Below are 18,605 nucleotides of genomic sequence, written 5' to 3' on the forward strand. Positions count from 1 at the left end.
GTCTCGGTGTAGTAAATCCGCCGTCTTTGTTTCATTTGCAGCACCCCTCAGGCTCGCAAAGCCTTTAGTGTGTTGCATCGACCGGTTGAATCCGCAACCCACAGTCGACGTTCGACCGCAAGCCCACTGCAAGTCAGCTTTTTGAGTACAGCAGCCATTCGACGCATGGGGCGGATGGGCGGCCAATCTGGAATGGCTGTCGATTCAATCATGTCCAACCGCTTTCGGCGCCGGTTTCGAAGAAACTACTCTAAACTTCTGTCCGTCGGAGTCGGTATCAAAGATAAAGGCGTGATCCATGATCAAAGCTAGATCAGTCACGCGTCAGGAACGTTCGGGGGATGCGTGCTTAACAGAAGAATTGCTATTGAAGTCAATAAGGCAACTTGGGGAACTAGGGCCCTGCCGATATGGGCACGAACAGCAGCTCCGACACAAGTGGTAGATGTCGGACGTGCGTTGCTCATGTTGGGTTCCTTGACCACACCAAACGGTTTGTCGCCCGGCTCCCCGGAGCGCTACTGGGCTTGTATCCGGTATTTCTCTGCTTGCGCGGCATCACAAGATCTTCGGATTCGGACTGCATTTACAGATCTTGATCCTCATCAAAAGGGGATCCTCAGCGACGATTTTGGGGTCGCAGTTTCCACGGAATGGTTTGTCCGGCAATTGGGCGGGGTGAATGACATAGTCGATGGACGTCGCTTCATTATCAATATGGGTGTTCGTCGCCCCAAATCGGGGCGATTGCCAAAGGTGGGGCCAGGAAAATGTCCCGATTTTGTTATCGAGGATCAACAAGGCAAGTATCACGTTCTCGAGTGCAAGGGGACACAAAGCGGACGAGGGTACCTGAATACGGCGATGGCCACGGGCCGCGTGCAAAAACACGGAGTTCGCATCGCGCGAGCTCTACGGGGTGAACGCTTAGTAATCGGCTTGGCTCTCGCTGGGGAAGAAGATGATTACCAATCGCAACTCGTTGTTATTGATCCGGAAGAAGAGCCGCTAACGGAACTGCGAGAAAGTGATGCGAGCAGAGCGTCCCAAGTTTTGACGCGATTGAGCTTGGCTCGCGCCTTGAACCTCAATGGATTTAATCAAACAGCTTTCGAAATTGCGTGGCCAGAAAAAATGGACCCGAGCAGTCCAGAGGCAGAATTACTCAGTGTTGCCGAGAGAAGAGGTTTTTCGCGGAAATTGGACGACCGGAGACGAGCATGGAAGGATGAACTCGCCGCAGAACTCAGGTCGCCGCCTAGACGTCAGCTGGACGATTTTTTTGTGCAAGAAATGCGATTCGATATTCCAGCAATAAGCTTGGATTCGGGTGCAGGTCTGGTGACGAGCGTCACGGTCCGGCGTGGCATTCAAAGCAGTCTCATAAAAAATTTATTTAATTCCGGTAACGATCTTCGAGCTGCGGCTATAGATGTGGCTAACACAGTTGCCACCAACCAGGCGCGTGTCTCTTTCGAGGAAGATAAAAACTATGCCCGACTAAACTACAACAATCTCTTCTTTAGTGAGATTTTATTTGAGTAAGTCAGCATTTCAACGGACGAAGGGCTGATGAAGCGGTGAGCAGGTATTACAAGACTAACGGACGAACGGCGGCTTCTGTCGATGGCAGAGCGTTCGTCCTTTACGATTAGGTGGCCGTTCACGGAATGTAGCAGACCCTTGACCGTCCGAGCGACCCGGCGTGTGAACGACTGCTTGTGGCCGACTACCGCCCGACGTGACCCGCCGTAGCGGACCCAAAGCAGACTGTAGGCTTTCCCGAAAGCGGACGCTCAACGCCTAATTTAACCGGTCTGCACGGCTTTTGGGGCATGCTCGGTGAAGTGATTGCCCGGTGGCACGGTTGCGTTATTCATCGCTCATTTCCCCGCAGATCACACAGCGCGCCCCATTCCACGCGGCGATGGAACCGCAATTGGGGCACGAAAAGCTAGAGTGTGTATCTCGAATAGCAGGTCTTCCCCCAACACCATATGGTCCGCGAACAAGCTGAATTCCGTCCCGTTCAGTGATGATTTCGAGAAACGGGGTAAGTAGAATCGGTTTCCCCGCGAGCTTAGGTTGCCGATGGCGCGATATGAACTCCTTGAGCGTCTCAATCACGTCGTCGTCTAGCTTTCCATCATCCCTTGCGCGCTCCAGAACATTAAGTGCGTTTGCAATTTTGCGTTTGGAAACGATCTCTTTGGCAAGCTTTCGCGCGTCATCAGCTTTCGCACTGGTGTGCTGTAGAAGAACTTGGATTTTCAGAGTTGGCACAAAGACCAGATCGTTCTTTGTGCTATTGCATGGATTGCAAGCGGGTAGCCAGTTATCAAATGAATTTAAATCGAACTCTGATGGAAGCTCAAAGTCTTCTAGAGCGGCTTGCAACTCCTTCGGTTTCGCAAGCAAAGATTCTGGAATGATGTGGTCGACTTCCATCGTCTTCAGATTAAGCGGCTTGCCGCAGAGATAGCACTTTTCGCCGTGAGTCGAATATATTGCGAAGCGCTCCGCTTGCGAGAATTTGTAGGTGGACATATAGCTCGTAAGTCTCCGAATACTGCTCGACGACGGAGTTCAGGGGCAGGCAGCGCCGCTTGCAGAAACTGTCAGGCGTTCGCAGGATCATCTGATCCTTGATCTTTGCTCAAGTGTCATCTGACTACGGCAGTTGAGCGAACGATACCGCGTGCATCCGTAGAAGGGACCACGCTTGCCAGGTCGCCGCACCATATATCCCTGCTTGCAAACGTCGCATCGGATTGGTTGCTCGTCCTTCTCTTCGAACGCAATCGCCTTCCCGTATTCTGGCTGCAAAAGTTCAAGTACAAATCTGGACGGCTCGGTTGACGATAGAAATAACGTCACCTGTTCTCGAGCACGTGTTAGCGCGACGTAGAACAGTCTGCGCTCCTCCGCATACTCAAATGTCTCGCGGTTTGCAAACGACAGACCAAGAAGCGGATCATCCTCCATTTCCGATGGAAACGCATACCGCTTCGCCTGCAGGCTGTGCACGAAGACAAAGTCCGCCTCCAACCCCTTCGACTTGTGGACAGTGTCAAGTGGCTTCGTCGTCTTCTTTTCTTCATCGACAACCTTTTTGATCTCGAGTCGTCCATTGTATTGATCATTCCATCGATCTATATCCTGTTCGAGGATAACCTCTGTCGTCTCGTACTTATAACGTCCGAGAATCAATACAGTGACGACACGCATCCGCGACTCTGCCAGAACGGCGATTTCCGCCAGCTTGCGTTCAATGCATGAAATCAGCACACTTTTGTCAAAATACTCTACGATCCTCACGACGCCGGCAGCCTCCGAATTCTTCGCCCTCACTTCCTTGGGAATTTGTGTGGGATTCTTTCTGACGAAGCGTGCCGCCACGTCACTGATACCCTGACTGCTCCGAAAGGTTGTACTTAGGAAACGGGTCTCGGTTTTCCCGAAATGGACTTCGAATTCACGCATGATAGACAGATCGGAACCCGCAAAGCGATTAATCGCCTGCCAATCGTCACCGACGCCAAACAAAACCGAGTCTGGCTGCCTCGCGAGAAGCGCCTTGACCAGCCGTGCACGGCCTGGAGAGATATCCTGAAACTCATCTACCAAGATGAGTTTGAACGGAGAGTCCAAGTAACTACCGTCTTCGACGTACGCCGCTGCGAGGCCGATCATGTCAGCAAAATCGATGGAATTCAGGCTGCCATGCAAACGGTGCTCGTACTTTCGCCATACGGGAAGCAGGAGCTGGAGGAATGCCCGCGCCCGCGCCACATTGTAATGCTTGCCCGCCGCGACCTCGAAGTGGCCCTCGTCGTAGCCACTCTCTTTCGCGTGCGAAATCAATGAATGTATGAGGGTGACAAGATCGAGATCCTTGCGCTCCTTAAGACGCTCCTGCAGCTCTGCCTCCGACCTCATCGCAAACGTCACGCCATGAGACAACAGTTCACGGCGCAAGTGGTCGAATATAGAACCATCCTTAAACTGTGCGCTGGTCGTCTCGATTAGGGGCGTGCTGCAATCAGCGTGGAGCGTGCGTTTGTCCACCGACGATTTCACGTACGTACTACCAAAAGGAGACGTGCCGTCCCGACGTAACGCGAAGTGTTCGTGATAGAGCCGTCGGCCATCCGGGAGTTCATACGCAAAGTCCGGCTCGTATTTCGTCCAGCCACGTACGGTGACGTCGTGCTCATACGGTGCCTCGTACCGGTACCGTACGCCGTGAACGTAAAGCCAGTTCGCAATCGCGAGCTCTTCATAGGAGCGTACAGGTTCTCCCTGAAGCGTCGGCAGACCCCACTCGTCACTGTTATCTCGCCTTCGGCCTCTCGCCCTGACGTAAGCCTCATAGTCCTGAACGCTTTCGAATTCCTGTTCCGGTCCTGGCTCCCAATAAATCGCCTTGAAGAACAGCCAGTTTCCGAGAAACTGTGAATCATTGGTTTTCAGGTCAGTGACGATTTTCAGGACAAGCTGCCTAGTTCCGGTCTCAACACGTGCCTTCTTGCCCTGAACGTCTTGGATGATCGCTTTGCCGAGACTATGGAATGTCTGCGCCTTGATCGGCATCTGGAGTCGCTTGGCCAGACGGTCGCGAATTTCCTCAGCAGCTTTCGCGTTGAACGCAAGCGCAAGCACCTCGCCAGGCTGCGCGTACCCTCTTTTAATCGCGTAGCCGACCTTGGCAACGAGGGTGGAGCTCTTGCCGGATCCGGCTGCCGCAACCAGCAGGTTACGGTCCTCGAAAACGACGACGGCCTCCTGCTGCTCGGACGTCAATTCCGCTTTTTCCACCTGCTTAAAGAAGTCTGCCCAATGCGGATCGGTGATCTCCCGCTTGACGAACGATTTGTTCCAGTCGCCAATTGCGACATGCGGAGGCTGGACAATCCGGGCGAGCTCGGCAACCCGCTTACGAGCTTTTTCATAGCTTGCATCGTCGAACGGCCAAATGTTCAGCAAATCCGCGAACTGGGGAAGTCGGGCAATGTTGCTGGCTTCTGAGTCAAGCAAGCAGCGGACGTCATGACCACGGATATATCGGTTTTTGCCCAACATGGCCACTATCGCCGCATCGAGCGACTTGATATACGGGAGCAGTTCCTCATACTCGCGCCGTCGATCCTCTTCAAGACGCGCTTTTCGCATCCGTTCGGCAGATAGCTTCCGCTCGCTTTCCTTGAGTGCTGCGGCCTGAACCAATTCAGCGGCCCGGCGCCGGGTAAGACCCGACAGCCGGATCTCCTGCCCGTCGTGATCAACCGCAACCGTGGCCCAAAGCAGGCGGGGCTCCACGCGAGCCATTTCAATAGTCGCCGTCGCAAGTTTGCGCCGCTGCCCCGATGCTTCGGTCACTTGGCTATGCGGTGCCCCCAGCACCAGCGTCCAGTCAGACCCACCGCCAAACAGTCGCCCCAAAATCCCGGGAGAAAATGTGGTCATGTCCGTTCTTCCAGTTCTTCTGATTCATTCTGTGGCGTATGTTAACTCCACCCGGACCGCACGCGCACCATCGAGCTCGCCCCGTGCAGCAGGCTAGGCTATCTGAAAAGTCCAGAGCTGAGCGGCCATTCGAACGGCGGCTCTATGGGACAGGCAAACGGCAACACTTGGCCGACTGCTGCCCGACGCAGTCGGCAGAAGCCAACTCACAGCGGCCAGTCAGCCTTATGAAAAGCAGCCGTTCAAGATTCGGGCAATTGGACGGCCTTTCGCGACGGAAGAATGCTCCACTACTCTCCAACTCTCTCCAGCCATGCCTTGTACGCGGGGTTTGTATCGGAGGGCAGATTCCGGATATGGGCTTGAAGTTCGTCCTCCATGCTGAACGCTTTCCACACAATCGGTGCCAACCGGCCAACTGGGCTGTTTGCCCGCCCCGCTTCGCGCAGCAGTTGCAAGCTGCGTTCCTTGTATTCCGCGAGTATGTCCGACCGGTAGTCTTGCGCTTTGCCCAGCCCGGAGATGTACATGAGCTTCGGGACCTCTGCCGCAGGCCAATGCAGAGCCATGGTGAGAGGCCAGTCGAGCATGGTGCGCTCACCCCACAGCGCAGATTTAGACATGTGCTCGTTGGCGAGCAGCGTCAACATGAAGGCTTGGCCCAGCTCTGCGAGATACGCCGGCATGATATCGGCCGCAGGGTGCTGATAGAACGCGTCCAGCGGGTGTTCGCGCTTCAGGCCGATGCGAGCCAGCAAGCGTTTCTCGAGAGTGACCACCAATGCACCGAGTTCTGCCTGAACCGCTTTGCCGCTTTCGCTTGCTTGTTTTGTGCGAGTTGCGCAGTCCCAGAGGCTCAGAGATACCTGCCATTGGACATGATCGCTCTCTCCAGAACATGCGATCTCGCCGGTTACGAAGTACTTCATCCTCGGTGGCACGACATCGAAGAGCGCATTGCCATCGGCCTCGCATCCCGATACGACCGGGCCGGCGCCTTCCACGATCTGAACGTAGCAGTGGGCCACGTAGTCGCTCCAGTAGTGTGCCGCTTCGGCCAAATACAGAGGGATGGCGCGCGTAAGGCGTCCCAGATCATCTTCACGTTGCGATCCTGCACGCTCGGAGCCGTCCATGATCTTTGAGAGCGCGAAGAAACCGACCTCTTGTGCGCCTTCCGGCTTCTGCGTGAAAAGCCAGTTGGCATTGCGTAGGCCGTAATGCCAAATCGGCTGGCTTAGCGTCAGAGTAGCGATCTTCAGGCCGTGTGGATCTATCGGCGTGCCTTGTGCGGCTTGCTTGCGCATTTCCTGAAATGCTTGCGCAAACTGATCGAGGTGGTGCTTGATCGGCGAGAAGCCCAGTGGGTACATGCGGGCGAGCAGAGCTTCGCCTTCATCGGCCTTACCGAGTTGCTGGCAGGCACGTAGTAGGTTGAGACCCGTCATAGGGTCGTGCTTGTGTTCGTCGTACGCCGGACCGACAAGTTCAAGGATCAGCGGCACTTGGTCATTGTTGCCTAAGTCGCCAGACATCATCATTAGCGAACTGCCGTCGAACACGCCCGCTGCCAACACTTCTGCATAGAGAGCACGTGCCGCCTCGATTTCCTTGTGTTCTAGATGATGGCGCGCTAACCACAACTTCGCCCGCCAACTGCGGGGCAAAGCGGCTGCGGTGCGTAGCGCCTGTAGATAGGCCGCCTCGCCCCTACGCTCCCGCTGAATGGCCGCCCACCAGAGCAAACCGTTGTCTTGATTCGGATCGGTCTGTACCGCCTGCCAGAGAGTTTCATCTGCGCGGATCTGGTCACCGCGCTCGGCAAATACTTTGGCCAGATTGGTCAGCAGGGTCCCGGTCTCGCCGGCTTTCGCCATGCCTGTACGTAGCGTCGCCTCTGCGGCGTCCAGCTGGCCGTTTTTCATTTGCACGATGCCCTGAATGGTGTGGCTGCGCTCGGGAATGTCATCAATCTCGACAAGGCGAGCAGCGGCGGGCATCAGATCGGCTGCAAAGCCATCGTTGAGGCCAGAAACAATCAGGTTGTAGAGTTCGGCTGCATTGTTCCACTTCTGTTGCAGGTTGGGTAGGAAGACCTTGTCGCGCCACTCGGCACGAGTGATCTTCATCTCTCGACCATAGGCGTCATAGACGGTGATCAGTTCTCCGTTGAGCGGTTGCGATTCAGTTGCTCGCGTGGGGCTGGAAGAGGCGGTGGTAGTGGTGTCGTCCTTCTTGCCGCTCAGGGTTGACAGAATGCGTTTGAACATGGTCGAGTGGTAGAGATCGGGATTGAATGGCAACGATACTCAGAGTTCCCAAGTCTTGCTACAGACTTCATTGATAATCTTGTTCAAAGTCCCATCCGCGGGGATTTTGTGACGCATTCAACATCCCCCAAAAAAAGAGCAAATCTGTCGGTGCTAAGGGTAGACTCTTCGGGCAGTCCATGATCCATCTCTTCGACAAGAAACGCATTAATTGCACAGAGCGCGAAAAATTCCATCGACTCCGGCAGGGTAAGGCACTCCTCCAACGCAACGAATGGAATTGGACCGGCCAACCTGGCGAGGTTGGCAAACTCATCTTGGGTAGCGGTCGACCGAAAGGCGACTTTGAGAGAAATGAAAACTGCACTGGCGCTGCATGAGCTCAAGACGATGCGAGAGGGGCCAATGTGGAAACTACTGGCTTCTCAGCAGGCGCCACTGACGCTTTCGTTGTTGCAATCGCTCTTTCCGGAGACCTCGACTCAGTTGGGTTCTGCCAGCCTCATGGAGAAGCTTTCGGCCGAGCTGGATGTGCTTCGTGCGCGTGCCGAGGACGTCGAGAAGACGCCGCAGATGCTGATTGCGGAGTGGGTGCAAGCGAAGTGGCTGGCGCGCAGTTTTCCGGAGGGCGCGAGCGAAGAGGTCTACGAGCTTGCGGCCGACGTGGTGCCGGCGTTGCGACTAATTCTGGCTCAGCTTGAACCGCGGCAGACGGCCACCGAAAGTGGCCTGGCTGTGGTTATCGACTCGGTGCTGCGATTGGCCACCGATACCGACCCGGACCCGGCATCACGATTGAAGGCATTGCATGAGGAGTCGCAACGCATCACTGACGAGATCAGACATGTGATGAAGCACGGCGTGTCTCCATTGGAGCCGGCACGCGCCAGTGAGCGGGTCCGGTACATTGTCGCAATGACGGAGGCCATCGCAGCTGACTTCAGGCGTGTGCGCGAGGCGTTTGAGCATCTCAATCGAGATCTACGCCGGCAACTAGTGGAGCACGATGGGCCGCGCGGCGAGGTGCTGGAAAAGGTGTTCCTCGGCAGTGACGCTATCGCGGAAAGCGAGGAGGGCAAATCATTCTCTGCCTTTTGGCGGTTGCTGACCGACCCTGCGCAGTTCGAGGGATTGAAGGCGGCGCTGGAAGCGCTGGAATCACGACCTTTCATCCGGTTGCTCAGCCTTGAGGAGCGCCGGCGGCTCTTTCGGGTGACAGAGACGCTGCTGTTGGAAGGTGGGGTGGTGCAGGACGTGATGGCTACGCTCGGACGCAGCCTCAAGACCTTTGTGCAAAGCCGTGAGTTCCAGGAGCAGCGGAAGATTCAGCGCTTGATTCGCGCGGCGATTACGGAATCTCTCGTGCTGAAAGACCAACTGACCCACGGTCGGACGCTCGACTACACGCTGACGTTGTCCACGACCAGCTTGCGCTCAGTGGCGCAGCTTGTGCTCGATGATCCCGAGGAGCGTCCCGGGGAGACTTCGGTCGACGATGCTGAGGCGCCCGAGATTGACCTGGCGGCGATGCGGCAGATGATCGACAACGCCGACATTGATATGCCATTGCTCAAAGCCAACATCCGTTACGCGCTGGCACAGCACAATCAAGTGAGCGTCGGGAAGCTAACTCGGATGTTCGAGGTGACCCAGGGGCTTGCCTCCATCGTAGGTTACATGGCACTCGGCCAGAGGTATGGCATTGTGCTTGAGAACCGGGAGCGGGAATTCTTTCCGCGAGAACGGGTGTCGTGGACTGGACAAGACGGCGTCGTGCGTCACGCACAGATCGCGCAGCTACTCTTCACGAGGGATTGCCTCCATGACCTCGATTAGCAGACGGCGCGACCGTCAACCTGTCTTCAGGAGGATGGGGCCTGCTACCAACACAAACTCAGCAACCGCGACGGACGGTACCGGCGGCACGCTCGAGGACGACGTCGGCAAATTCCAAGACGTTGATGGAAATGATCCTCATCATCGAGAAGACGGTGGAGAGGAGAAGGCGCTGTTCGAGGGTGACACGTCCACGCTGCCCTACGACGTACGCAGAGCCTACGCATTGCTGCTTCGCGGGCCATCGATCGACGAGCGCCACAGCAAGCTTTGGCCGGTTCTCATCGACCACGAGGCTGCACTGCGCAAGCTGTTGCACTCGGCCTTCCTGGACTTGGTGATCGATCGCGACCAAAAAGTGGCGTTCTCGCGCCCGGTGCACGCGCCAGACCTCGATGTGCCGCAATTGTTGCGCGAGGTCCGGCTTACGTTTCTCGATTCCGCACTCGTGCTCTTCCTACGGATGCGATTGACGTTAGCCGAGGCCGCTGGCGAGCGCGCGACGGTGTCGCGCTCCGATATGGCTGAACATCTGAAGGCCTACGAGGCCAGCGACAACGTCGACCAGGCGCGCTTTGGCAAACAAATCGTGGGGGCGATCGATAAGGCTAAGAAGTACAACTTTCTGCGCCTGATTCGCAACAGCGGCGACCGGTTCGAGGTTTCGCCCACTCTCAAGTTGGTGTTCTCGCACGAACAGGTAAGTGAGCTATTGCGGACCTATAGGCGCATCAGAGCTCAGTCGGAGGGCCGGCCGGTGGAGGATGAAGAGCGGTCTTCGCCTGAAATCGAAGTGTCGGATGACGTTGACGACGATAACTACGGCGACGTTATAGACGGGGAGTGACCGAACGTGGACGCGATGCAGAAGCCGCTTTTTGGAGACCTTGAGGTGTCGCTGCCGGCGGAGGACGCGACGTTGCGCGTGGACGATAGCCATCGCACGCAATGGACCGATCGCGATATCGAAGAGGCTAGGCAGCAACAGTTTCGGCTGCAGCAAATGCAGGTCCTGAGCTGGGGCACCTTCAGCAAACTGCACGTATTCGACATCTCACCGCGTGGACACCTGCTTGTTGGGCCGTCTGGATCGGGGAAGTCGACCATCTTGGACGCGCATTCGGCGCTTATGGCACCGCCGAACTCGGAGTTCAACGCGGCCGCAAGAGGCAATGACAAGGTCACCCGCGATCGCACGCTGGTGACCTATATTCGTGGCGCCTGGGCCACCCACGAGTCGGACGAGGGAATTATCGGGGCTCAGTATCTGCGATCGGACACCACGCTGAGCGCAGTTGCGGAGGTCTTTGCGAATGCGTTCGGACAGACCTTGACCATGGTGGGCATGTGGTGGCTCAAGGGTAAATCGACGCTTGCCAAGGATGTGCGGCACTGCTTCTTCGTGACTGAACGTGCGTTTAGCCTCAAGGAGCTCTCGTTCTTCATGCAGGCCGACTACAACCTCCGGTCCTTCGCAAAGCACCTGCCAGAGGTCAAGCTGTTCGACACGCATTCGTCTTTCCGGGAGCGCTTCAAAGCACGACTGGGAATCGACCACGACCTGGCGCTGCGACTACTCCATCGGACGCAGTCGTCGAAGAACCTGGGCGACATCAATGCCTTCATGCGGGACAACATGTTGGACGAACCCGAGACGTTCAGCATTGCCAAAGCGCTTTGCGAGGATTTCAACACACTGGCGGCGGCCCATCGCGACGTCGTCGAGACGCGCGAGCAGCGGGACCTGCTCAGCGAAGCACGTTTACATCATGAGAAGCACCAAGTACAACAGGCAAAAGTCGCGCGGACCGATGAACTGCTTCGGCAACTGGACCACCACGGCAAGTACCTGCTGTACACGTTACAAGGTAGGAAAGCGGACGAACTGAAAATCGAACTCGAGGGACTGCGCCAAAAGGTTGAGGCGCTGGCTCGGACGGCAGAGGACGAGCAGGCCGAGCTTCAGCGGCTGATGATTCGACGCGCCGGCATGGAGGATGGCAATGTCGCCGGCTTGCAGGCGCAGTTGAAGGCTAACGAGGCGCAACTTAATCAGGTTCAACGCGCGCGAAATCGCGTTCTTGGCTGGCTCAACGCGCTCGGATGGGCCGAACCGCAGGACGCTGGTCGCTTTGGGGAGTGTGTCGGCAACGCCATTCAGATGCGCGATCGTGGTCCAGGAAAAGGTGACGAAGCGAGGGAGCTCAAGCTGCGCGAAACGGTGTTTGAAGCGGATCGGCAACTCAGGGAGCTACTGGAAGACGCCGCATCGCTCGAATCGCGCAAATCAAATCTTCCGGGGAAGCTCGTGCAGGTGCGAGACCAGATCGCGCACGACTTGAATCTGGATCCGGCAGTGTTTCCGTTCGGAGGGGAGCTGCTCGACGTACCAGAAACGTTTAAGCGGTGGCAGGGCGCACTGGAGCGTTTGCTGGCGCCGCTGACGCGCTCGTTCCTTGTGCCGGAGGAGCACTATCGCGAAGTCGTGGACTGGCTGGAGTCGAACCACACGGGCCAGCATGTGCTGTATCTGCGCATGCGCGGCCATCAGGGGCGCAATGAAGTTGGTCCCAAGGCGCCGGGCCGCATGCTGGACACGGCAGATGATAAATACGGCGATTGGTTGCGCGAGGAAATCACTCAGCAGTACGGAAACGTTGTTTGTGCCGAGACAACCGAGGAGTTTCGCCGTTCTGATCGTGCTTTGAGCTTGCACGGCCAGATCAAGCGCGGAGGTACGCGGCATGAGAAGAACGATCGGGCTAGCTTGAATGAACGCCGAGAATGGGCGATGGGTTTCTCGAATGAGCAGAAGAAGCTCACACTCCTCGATGACATTCACGCGCTGCAGAGCACCAAGGCCGAAGCGGAGCTTGCGCTCGAAGAGCTGAAGGCGAAAAAGCAGGCGGAGCAGGAAAGGCTGAGCGCGGCGAGCGAGTTGTCACAGGCCGAATGGGAAGACATTGATGTCGTCTCCGTGGCGGTCGATGTACAGCATCTGAAGAACCAGATTTTGACCGCTGAAAGTTCGCACCCGGAAGTACGAGAACTAGACGGCCAAATCATGACGCAAGAGCAGAAGGTTTCCGATGCGCGCGGCGACTATGCGGTCGCGAACAATAAGCGTACTAACACGACGCTTGAGATCGAGGCGTTGAGTCGCGAATGCGACGGCACCCGTGATGCATGGCGCACACCGCCCCGGGACGGGGAAGAGCTTCAACCGCTGTTCGGCAGCATAGATGAACTCGTGCTGGCGAATCTGGAGACTCGACATGAGCGCGCGCGAAGCACACTGAAAGAACTGAAGAGCGAGGCCGAGAAGCTGAGAATGAAGGCTCAGACCCAGCTCGAAGAGGTGCTCCGGACGTTCCAACGCGAGCATAAGCTGGCGGCAGCGGACATGGGCGCGGCGTTGGACGATTGGCCGGATTACGACCGGTTGCTGCGCAAGATTGAAGAGGACGATTTGCCTCGCTTTGAGGAGCGGTTTTTCATGTTGCTCAATGAGCAAAGCGACCGGCACTTGGCCAAGTTGCGACAGAGGCTCATTACCGAGAAGGACGAAATACGAGGGCGTATGAACATCGTCAACGACGCGCTCTCGCAGTCGGAGTTTAACCGTGATACTTACCTGCGCTTGGAGAATCGGCCGCGCACCCTATCGGATGTCACTGCGTTTCTGAGCGACCTGAGGGGGTGTCTTGAGCGCAACATCAAACCGGATGCCACCCGCGAAGAGCGGGAGGAGCAGTTCAAGGCACTGAATGCGATTGTGCAGCGGCTGCACAGTGACAAGCCGGAGGACGAGCGTTGGAAAGCGCTTGTGTTGGACGTGCGGCAGCACGTCGAGTTCGTGGCAAAAGAATACGATGCGAGCGGCCGTGTGCGTGACATTTATCAGTCCGGTGCCGGCAAGTCGGGAGGGCAGCGACAGAAGCTCGCAGCGACCTGTTTGGCGGCGGCTTTGCGCTACCAACTGGCCGGAACAGAGCGACCATTGCCGCAGTTTTGCACCGTGCTGATGGACGAGGCTTTTGACAAGGCCGATAGTGAATTTACGGCAATGACGCTGAACATCTTCAACAACTTCGGGTTTCAGATGCTCATGGCCACACCGATGAAGGCGGTGCGAACGCTCGAGCCTTTCATTGGCGGCGCACACGTCTTCAGCAACACGTCCCGCCACAGCTCGGGGGCGGTGTCCATCGAATACGACATGGCGCATCGACGGTTGGTCGGCTTGGGGGCGCGACGGCCAGAAGAGGAAAACAACGGGGATGAAGACGTCGGCGAAGGGGGTACACATGCCGATGTATGAGCTGGGCGGCGCGTTGATGCCCGATGACGTTGCGCAGGCATGTAAGCGTCAGTTTGAGCGACAACAGGTCGACTGGCTGTTACGACGCTCTGAGAGTACTTGGCCGTTGTCGGTAGCGTTGCGGAGCCCATCGGACAAGGAGGCTGCGAATGCTCCTGCGGCCATGCGGACGTGGCTGTCGGCTTGGACGGGTTTCGACAACGCGTCCAGGGATAAGGGGCGACGCTGCGCTGTAGTGTGGCGATCGGTGAACTGGCGGTTGATGGGCAACGTGACGGTGCCGGAGAAGGTACTGTTCGAGGACATCGAGGCGGTCGCGGACTGCGCACGAGTGGACCAAGACTGGGAAACGTTGAAGGAGCGCTGGCGAGCTTTGTGCGAGCGCCACGCGTCCGTGACTGACAAGCGCGATTGTGCGAAAGCGCTGATTGGTGCGGCCCAGTGGGCGGATGATGACTTCGTGCGACTGTTGGAGTTTCTAGGCTGGTGCGAGCGCAACCCCGCCAGCGGACTCTACTTACGCCAGTTGCCACTGGTTGGCATCGACACAAAATGGGTCGAAAGGCGGCTAGGTGTAGTGGTGCCGCTGCTACAGGCCATCATGGGAAAGCTGGGCGATGTGCACCAGTTGTTGGTGCTAAGGCGCGCGCCCTACACGGTGCGCATGAGGCTGCTGGACCCGGTTCTTCGAGAACAGATGGCGGGCGCTGAGGACCTTCAGATGCCTGTAGACCAGTGGAGCAAACTACTGAGGCAGCCACCCAAGCGGCTTCTCATCATCGAAAATTTGGCTACGGGACTGGCAGTTCCAGATACACCAGGGACCGCTGTAGCGATGGGTCTCGGGAACAACGTGGCCGTCTTGAACGAGGTCGCGTGGGCGCACTCCGCAGAAATTCTCTACTGGGGTGACATCGATACCTGGGGCCTACATATCCTGTCGAGAGCTAGGAGCCTTTTTCCGCACTTGAATTCGATGCTCATGACGGAGACTGTGCTCACGTCGCACCGGCATCTCTGGACTGTTGAGGATTCGCAGGACAACAGGCATGCTGATCATCTCACCGCGAAGGAAGCGGAATTGCTGTCCAAACTGCAGCAAGGGCGTTGGGGCAAGCATGTTCGCCTGGAGCAGGAGCGGATTCACTGGCCTAGCGCAGTTGAAGAGCTCTCCCGTCGCTGGGGGCTCTTATAACGAGGGTGCGCCGAGGTCCCCATGCGTACCACCATTGCACTCGATGGCGATTTGATCGCCAAGCCCCGAGGCTATACGGGCTTGGAGGAAAAAATGCTTGTGCGCGAAGTGCTCAAGGCCTTGATCCAACGTGAGGCCGCGAAACGACTTGCAAATCTTGGCGGTAGCCTGCCGGGTATCAAGGGAGCGCCGCGTCGCCGGCAGGACGTCAAATGATTTTTGTCGACACGTCACTGTTGACGTCCGTGCGCCTACAACCGGGCATCACCATCTGGACGTGGGACAAGCGATTGAAGAAAGTTGCCGATGAACTCAACTTGGGCGTGGTGCTCGGGCACTAGGCAACGTAAAAGTGCGATGCCAGACGACTTTCGCAAGGCGATGCCCGGTCGCTTCGAAGTTAAAACCCTGTTCACGCGTCTTAGCATCAATGCGCCCAGCAGTAGCCGCACAGGGCATCCATGTCTCCGTTCTTGGCGTCGCAAATGCCGCAAGACGGACTTTATTCCGCGGTAGGATCGCCGAACCGCGGTTTCCGCGCGTCATGACGGACTTTGCGCTTGAGCACGGCCCTAAGCCGAGATCCTTTCGATTCAACGACTTACGATCAGACCCTTAGACGGACTTTATTCTCTCGGATCATATTGATCCGAGGGAATAAAGTCCGTCTCACGAGAATAAAGTCCGTCATGGGGCCAGATCGACGCGGCGCGTTGCAACGCCTACAAGTTAGGTGATTGCGAGAAAGACAGAGAGGGTGTTGATGAGGTGCCGCCGCCGTTCGGTTTTCCGGCGTGGATTATTTGTCATGTGGCGCGGGAGCCTCAGAACCGGCTTGGCGCGTTGGGACTGAACACCTCTAAGCGGTCCCGATAGGGGGGCTACGGCACTGTAAGGAACAGAGGTGCCGCTTTGACAGTGCTCATCGTGCTGTTTGCCCTCGCGATTCGCGACGCGACAACGGCTTATCTCGACCCAAAAGCGACCTTCATGCCTCTCTGAAGCGGACGCTCCAATCCGTTCATACGCTAGCGAAGAACAGCTTCGCCAGTCGCGTAGTCAAACCGATAAATGGCCTGATTGAAATCCACTGCCTCGATATAGTCGGGTAGCAAGCGAAAGCCTTCGGAAAATATGTCGGCTCCGGACGCGTGCCAAATTAGACCGCCATGTAGTGACAAGCGTGCAATCTCCAGTTCCCCGTGAGAGATGAGCGCTTCCCGCTTCTTGTCCCAGTAGACGCCAAAGCACGTCGCGGTGTCGACCCGAGTTGACCAGATTTGCCCATAGGGCAACTCCAACGACAGGCATGCCACATGATCACCGACAGCCAAGTAAAGCCTGTCGCCAATCACCAACGCCGAACGCTCATGCACTGCAGAGCATCCTCCACCCGCACCAACGACCATAATGCCTTGGCCGTTTAGCTCGACACCATGGATAGAAGTCAACGAGTCGTTCGCAAGACGTACTTCAAGCGGGTATGAACGCACATTATCTTGTGACTCGAATGAGTACATCGGCTCATTTACAACTCTGAGCGAGCCATATTGAGTGTCTATCTCCGTATGCACTGTCGGTCCTCGCTTGCTGATTAGCAGGTTGCCGTCTCCGGACAATTGTCGGCAACTCCGGTGGCGACGTCGAACGTCTGCACCGTTCCTGTCCTTACGCAATGGCAGTCGAGCGTTCCGCACCACACATCTGCCACCTTCAAGAATCATCTATCTCGACAGTGACAGGAGATACTCTGCTAGACCTCCGTCGTCTGCCCACGCATCGGTCTCTGCTCGATCAATCCACTCCTCGCGCTCACTGTCACGCTTGAGTAATCTTCTGATTCCAGAAATTTCTTCGATCCAAGGTGTGGCTTCCAACTGTATTCGCGCGACTACCCATTCGACGAAAAGGTTCGGCATTCGTGGCATTCGATGCAGACGCTCCTTATAAAAGAACGGGTCGACGCCAAGCCATATTTCACCCTCCACCCATTGTCCGATTTTTGCAAATCTAGGCGGCCTGCTTTCGCTAAAGACCTTGACGCCGAAGTCTATGACCCACACTTCAGGGGTCGAAAATACTACTTGCGCCACGACGTCGTACCGGGAGGTGTCATTGTGTTTGCACCGCACTGCGCGCTCGTAGGACGGAGTCAATGCTGAACCACCGAACTCAAGCGCAAGCTTGTGCGACTCGCCGCGCTTGAAGTCATCATAGTTTCCATCTTGAATAATCCACGCATTGAGACCAACAGTCAGCTCGTTCATTTCAAGGTAGTGATCAAAGGGGCGATTATCGCCAGAATCCGCTAGTTTCTGGGGATTGTTGACGATTTGCACTGCCCTGTCGAATGTCCCGGCCTGGCCGTCTACCGACCAACGGCGCCGCCTGCCCCGGCTTGGCTTTGTATCCAATGATTGGAAGTTACTGCCTCCCGGCAGTCTCGGTCGCTCGCAATCATTCGTCGTCGCGCAACTCTGCTTCGATTTGTTCAATCGACGGCAGGTCGGTAGCGAGTTGCTGGGGCACCTCGCGCAGCAATTGATATTCGGCCACGCCCATCGGCTTTGCCATGCCGCGCAGCGCGTATTCTGCAACCAGCCGATTTCGCTCCTTGCAAAGCAGCAGACCGATGGTCGGCTGATCATGGGACGTTTTCAGTTGCGCATCGACCGCAGAAAGGTAGAAGTTCAATTGCCCCGCATACTCAGGCTTAAATGGCGTGGCCTTGAGCTCCACCACCACGTAGCAGCGTAGCTTGAGATGATAGAACAGCAGATCGATGAAGAACTCGTCGCCTCCGACCTCGAGCCGATATTGACGACCAACAAATGCGAAGCCCGCTCCAAGCTCAAGTAGGAAGCGAGTGACGTGCTGGGTTAGCGCACGCTCAATGTCGCGTTCTTGGGCGTCCTCGGTCAAGCCAAGGAAATCGAAAATGTACGGGTCCTTCAGCGTATCGCGGGCCAGATCTGATTGCTGCGACGGCAACCGGTCCGAAAAATTCGTCACAGCGCGACCTTGTCGCTCGTACGCGCGCGTCTCGATCTGCATGACGAGTACGTTGCGCGACCAACCGTGCTCGAGCGATTTGATGGCGTACCATTCGCGCTCGTTGTTAGCTTTCAGTTTGTCGAGCAACGAGCACACATGCGACCACGGCAATTGTGCAACGGCCTGTTGCACAAATTCGCCATCTGGCCACGCCTCGGCAAGCGCACGCATGTATTTGAGGCTCCGCGGCGAAAAGCCACGCATATCCGGAAATGCCGCGCGCAGATCGCGCGAGAGCCGGTCGATCACTTTGGCTCCCCAACCTCCTTTGTGCTGTCGCTGCAGGATGTCCTGGCCGATTTGCCAGTAGAGCGAAACTAACTCATGGTTCACCGCCAGCGCGGCGCGCTGGCGGGCAGCCTCTACTCGCGTTTTGAGTTCCGCAAGCCAGGCGGCGTAATCGGGCGAGATAGCGACTTCGGTCATGCGGCTCCGTAGTGAAGTTCGCGCGCCACAGCGCGCG

Annotated in this window: 13 protein-coding genes; 7 read left to right on the top strand and 6 right to left on the bottom strand. The window is 56.8% G+C overall.

What is annotated here, in order from left to right; all coding sequences use genetic code 11:
- The first annotated feature begins 465 nt into the window (after window positions 1–465).
- A complete protein-coding gene (locus D7S89_RS27310) occupies window positions 466–1,545 on the top strand; it encodes a hypothetical protein (protein ID WP_147426780.1) in 1,080 nt (359 codons plus the stop codon).
- Window positions 1,546–1,872: 327 nt separating this feature from the next.
- On the opposite strand, the gene D7S89_RS26385 is transcribed toward D7S89_RS27310, so the two are convergent.
- The 3 genes from D7S89_RS26385 to D7S89_RS26395 form a co-directional block, all read right to left on the bottom strand.
- Complete coding sequence (locus tag D7S89_RS26385) at window positions 1,873–2,547, bottom strand: hypothetical protein (protein WP_121281833.1); 675 nt, start codon at window positions 2,545–2,547, stop codon at window positions 1,873–1,875.
- A gap of 87 nt (window positions 2,548–2,634) precedes the next feature.
- Window positions 2,635–5,466, bottom strand: coding sequence for a UvrD-helicase domain-containing protein (locus D7S89_RS26390; RefSeq protein ID WP_121281834.1), 2,832 nt, complete (start codon window positions 5,464–5,466; stop codon window positions 2,635–2,637).
- Window positions 5,467–5,756: 290 nt separating this feature from the next.
- On the bottom strand, window positions 5,757–7,769 hold the full coding sequence (locus D7S89_RS26395; protein WP_220702214.1) for a tetratricopeptide repeat protein: 2,013 nt from the start codon (window positions 7,767–7,769) through the stop codon (window positions 5,757–5,759).
- Between the two features lie 321 nt (window positions 7,770–8,090).
- Here D7S89_RS26395 and D7S89_RS26400 point away from each other — a divergent pair, with 321 nt between their 5' ends.
- The 6 genes from D7S89_RS26400 to D7S89_RS28205 are packed head-to-tail and all read left to right on the top strand — an operon-like array spanning window position 8,091 to window position 15,429.
- On the top strand, window positions 8,091–9,572 hold the full coding sequence (locus tag D7S89_RS26400; protein ID WP_121281836.1) for a DUF3375 domain-containing protein: 1,482 nt from the start codon (window positions 8,091–8,093) through the stop codon (window positions 9,570–9,572).
- Complete coding sequence (locus tag D7S89_RS26405) at window positions 9,559–10,419, top strand: DUF4194 domain-containing protein (RefSeq protein WP_245983334.1); 861 nt, start codon at window positions 9,559–9,561, stop codon at window positions 10,417–10,419. The genes D7S89_RS26400 and D7S89_RS26405 overlap by 14 nt, the downstream gene beginning before the upstream one ends.
- A gap of 15 nt (window positions 10,420–10,434) precedes the next feature.
- Window positions 10,435–13,893 (top strand): ATP-binding protein, encoded by a 3,459-nt coding sequence (locus D7S89_RS26410; RefSeq protein WP_121281837.1) that lies wholly within the window; start codon window positions 10,435–10,437, stop codon window positions 13,891–13,893.
- Window positions 13,853–15,088 carry a Wadjet anti-phage system protein JetD domain-containing protein gene (locus D7S89_RS26415; RefSeq protein WP_121281838.1) on the top strand — a complete coding sequence of 412 codons (1,236 nt, stop codon included), beginning with the start codon at window positions 13,853–13,855 and terminating at the stop codon, window positions 15,086–15,088. Before D7S89_RS26410 ends, D7S89_RS26415 begins: the two co-directional genes overlap by 41 nt.
- Window positions 15,089–15,109: 21 nt before the next feature.
- Window positions 15,110–15,304 carry a type II toxin-antitoxin system VapB family antitoxin gene (locus tag D7S89_RS26420; RefSeq protein WP_121281839.1) on the top strand — a complete coding sequence of 65 codons (195 nt, stop codon included), beginning with the start codon at window positions 15,110–15,112 and terminating at the stop codon, window positions 15,302–15,304.
- Window positions 15,301–15,429: a hypothetical protein gene (locus D7S89_RS28205; protein WP_281273193.1), complete on the top strand. Its 129-nt coding sequence runs from the start codon at window positions 15,301–15,303 to the stop codon at window positions 15,427–15,429. The genes D7S89_RS26420 and D7S89_RS28205 overlap by 4 nt, the downstream gene beginning before the upstream one ends.
- 687 nt (window positions 15,430–16,116) lie before the next feature.
- Here D7S89_RS28205 and D7S89_RS26430 read toward each other — a convergent pair.
- The 3 genes from D7S89_RS26430 to D7S89_RS26440 all read right to left on the bottom strand — a co-directional run bounded on the left by D7S89_RS26430 (window position 16,117) and on the right by D7S89_RS26440 (window position 18,568).
- Window positions 16,117–16,707: a hypothetical protein gene (locus D7S89_RS26430; protein WP_245983336.1), complete on the bottom strand. Its 591-nt coding sequence runs from the start codon at window positions 16,705–16,707 to the stop codon at window positions 16,117–16,119.
- Between the two features lie 105 nt (window positions 16,708–16,812).
- Complete coding sequence (locus tag D7S89_RS26435) at window positions 16,813–17,427, bottom strand: hypothetical protein (RefSeq protein ID WP_147426782.1); 615 nt, start codon at window positions 17,425–17,427, stop codon at window positions 16,813–16,815.
- A gap of 118 nt (window positions 17,428–17,545) precedes the next feature.
- Window positions 17,546–18,568, bottom strand: a complete 1,023-nt coding sequence (locus D7S89_RS26440; RefSeq protein WP_121281841.1) for a PDDEXK nuclease domain-containing protein — start codon at window positions 18,566–18,568, stop codon at window positions 17,546–17,548.
- Between the last annotated feature and the right edge of the window lie 37 nt (window positions 18,569–18,605).

It is taken from the genome of Trinickia fusca, from assembly GCF_003628145.1.
Lineage (GTDB): Bacteria > Pseudomonadota > Gammaproteobacteria > Burkholderiales > Burkholderiaceae > Trinickia > Trinickia fusca.

Coding starts and splice junctions, on each gene's coding strand:
- D7S89_RS27310 (WP_147426780.1), top strand. CDS start 466: ATGTTGGGTTCCTTGACCACACCAAACGGTTTGTCGCCCGGCTCCCCG.
- D7S89_RS26385 (WP_121281833.1), bottom strand. CDS start 2,547: ATGTCCACCTACAAATTCTCGCAAGCGGAGCGCTTCGCAATATATTCG.
- D7S89_RS26390 (WP_121281834.1), bottom strand. CDS start 5,466: ATGACCACATTTTCTCCCGGGATTTTGGGGCGACTGTTTGGCGGTGGG.
- D7S89_RS26400 (WP_121281836.1), top strand. CDS start 8,091: ATGAAAACTGCACTGGCGCTGCATGAGCTCAAGACGATGCGAGAGGGG.
- D7S89_RS26405 (WP_245983334.1), top strand. CDS start 9,559: ATGACCTCGATTAGCAGACGGCGCGACCGTCAACCTGTCTTCAGGAGG.
- D7S89_RS26410 (WP_121281837.1), top strand. CDS start 10,435: ATGCAGAAGCCGCTTTTTGGAGACCTTGAGGTGTCGCTGCCGGCGGAG.
- D7S89_RS26415 (WP_121281838.1), top strand. CDS start 13,853: ATGAAGACGTCGGCGAAGGGGGTACACATGCCGATGTATGAGCTGGGC.
- D7S89_RS26420 (WP_121281839.1), top strand. CDS start 15,110: ATGCGTACCACCATTGCACTCGATGGCGATTTGATCGCCAAGCCCCGA.
- D7S89_RS28205 (WP_281273193.1), top strand. CDS start 15,301: ATGATTTTTGTCGACACGTCACTGTTGACGTCCGTGCGCCTACAACCG.
- D7S89_RS26440 (WP_121281841.1), bottom strand. CDS start 18,568: ATGACCGAAGTCGCTATCTCGCCCGATTACGCCGCCTGGCTTGCGGAA.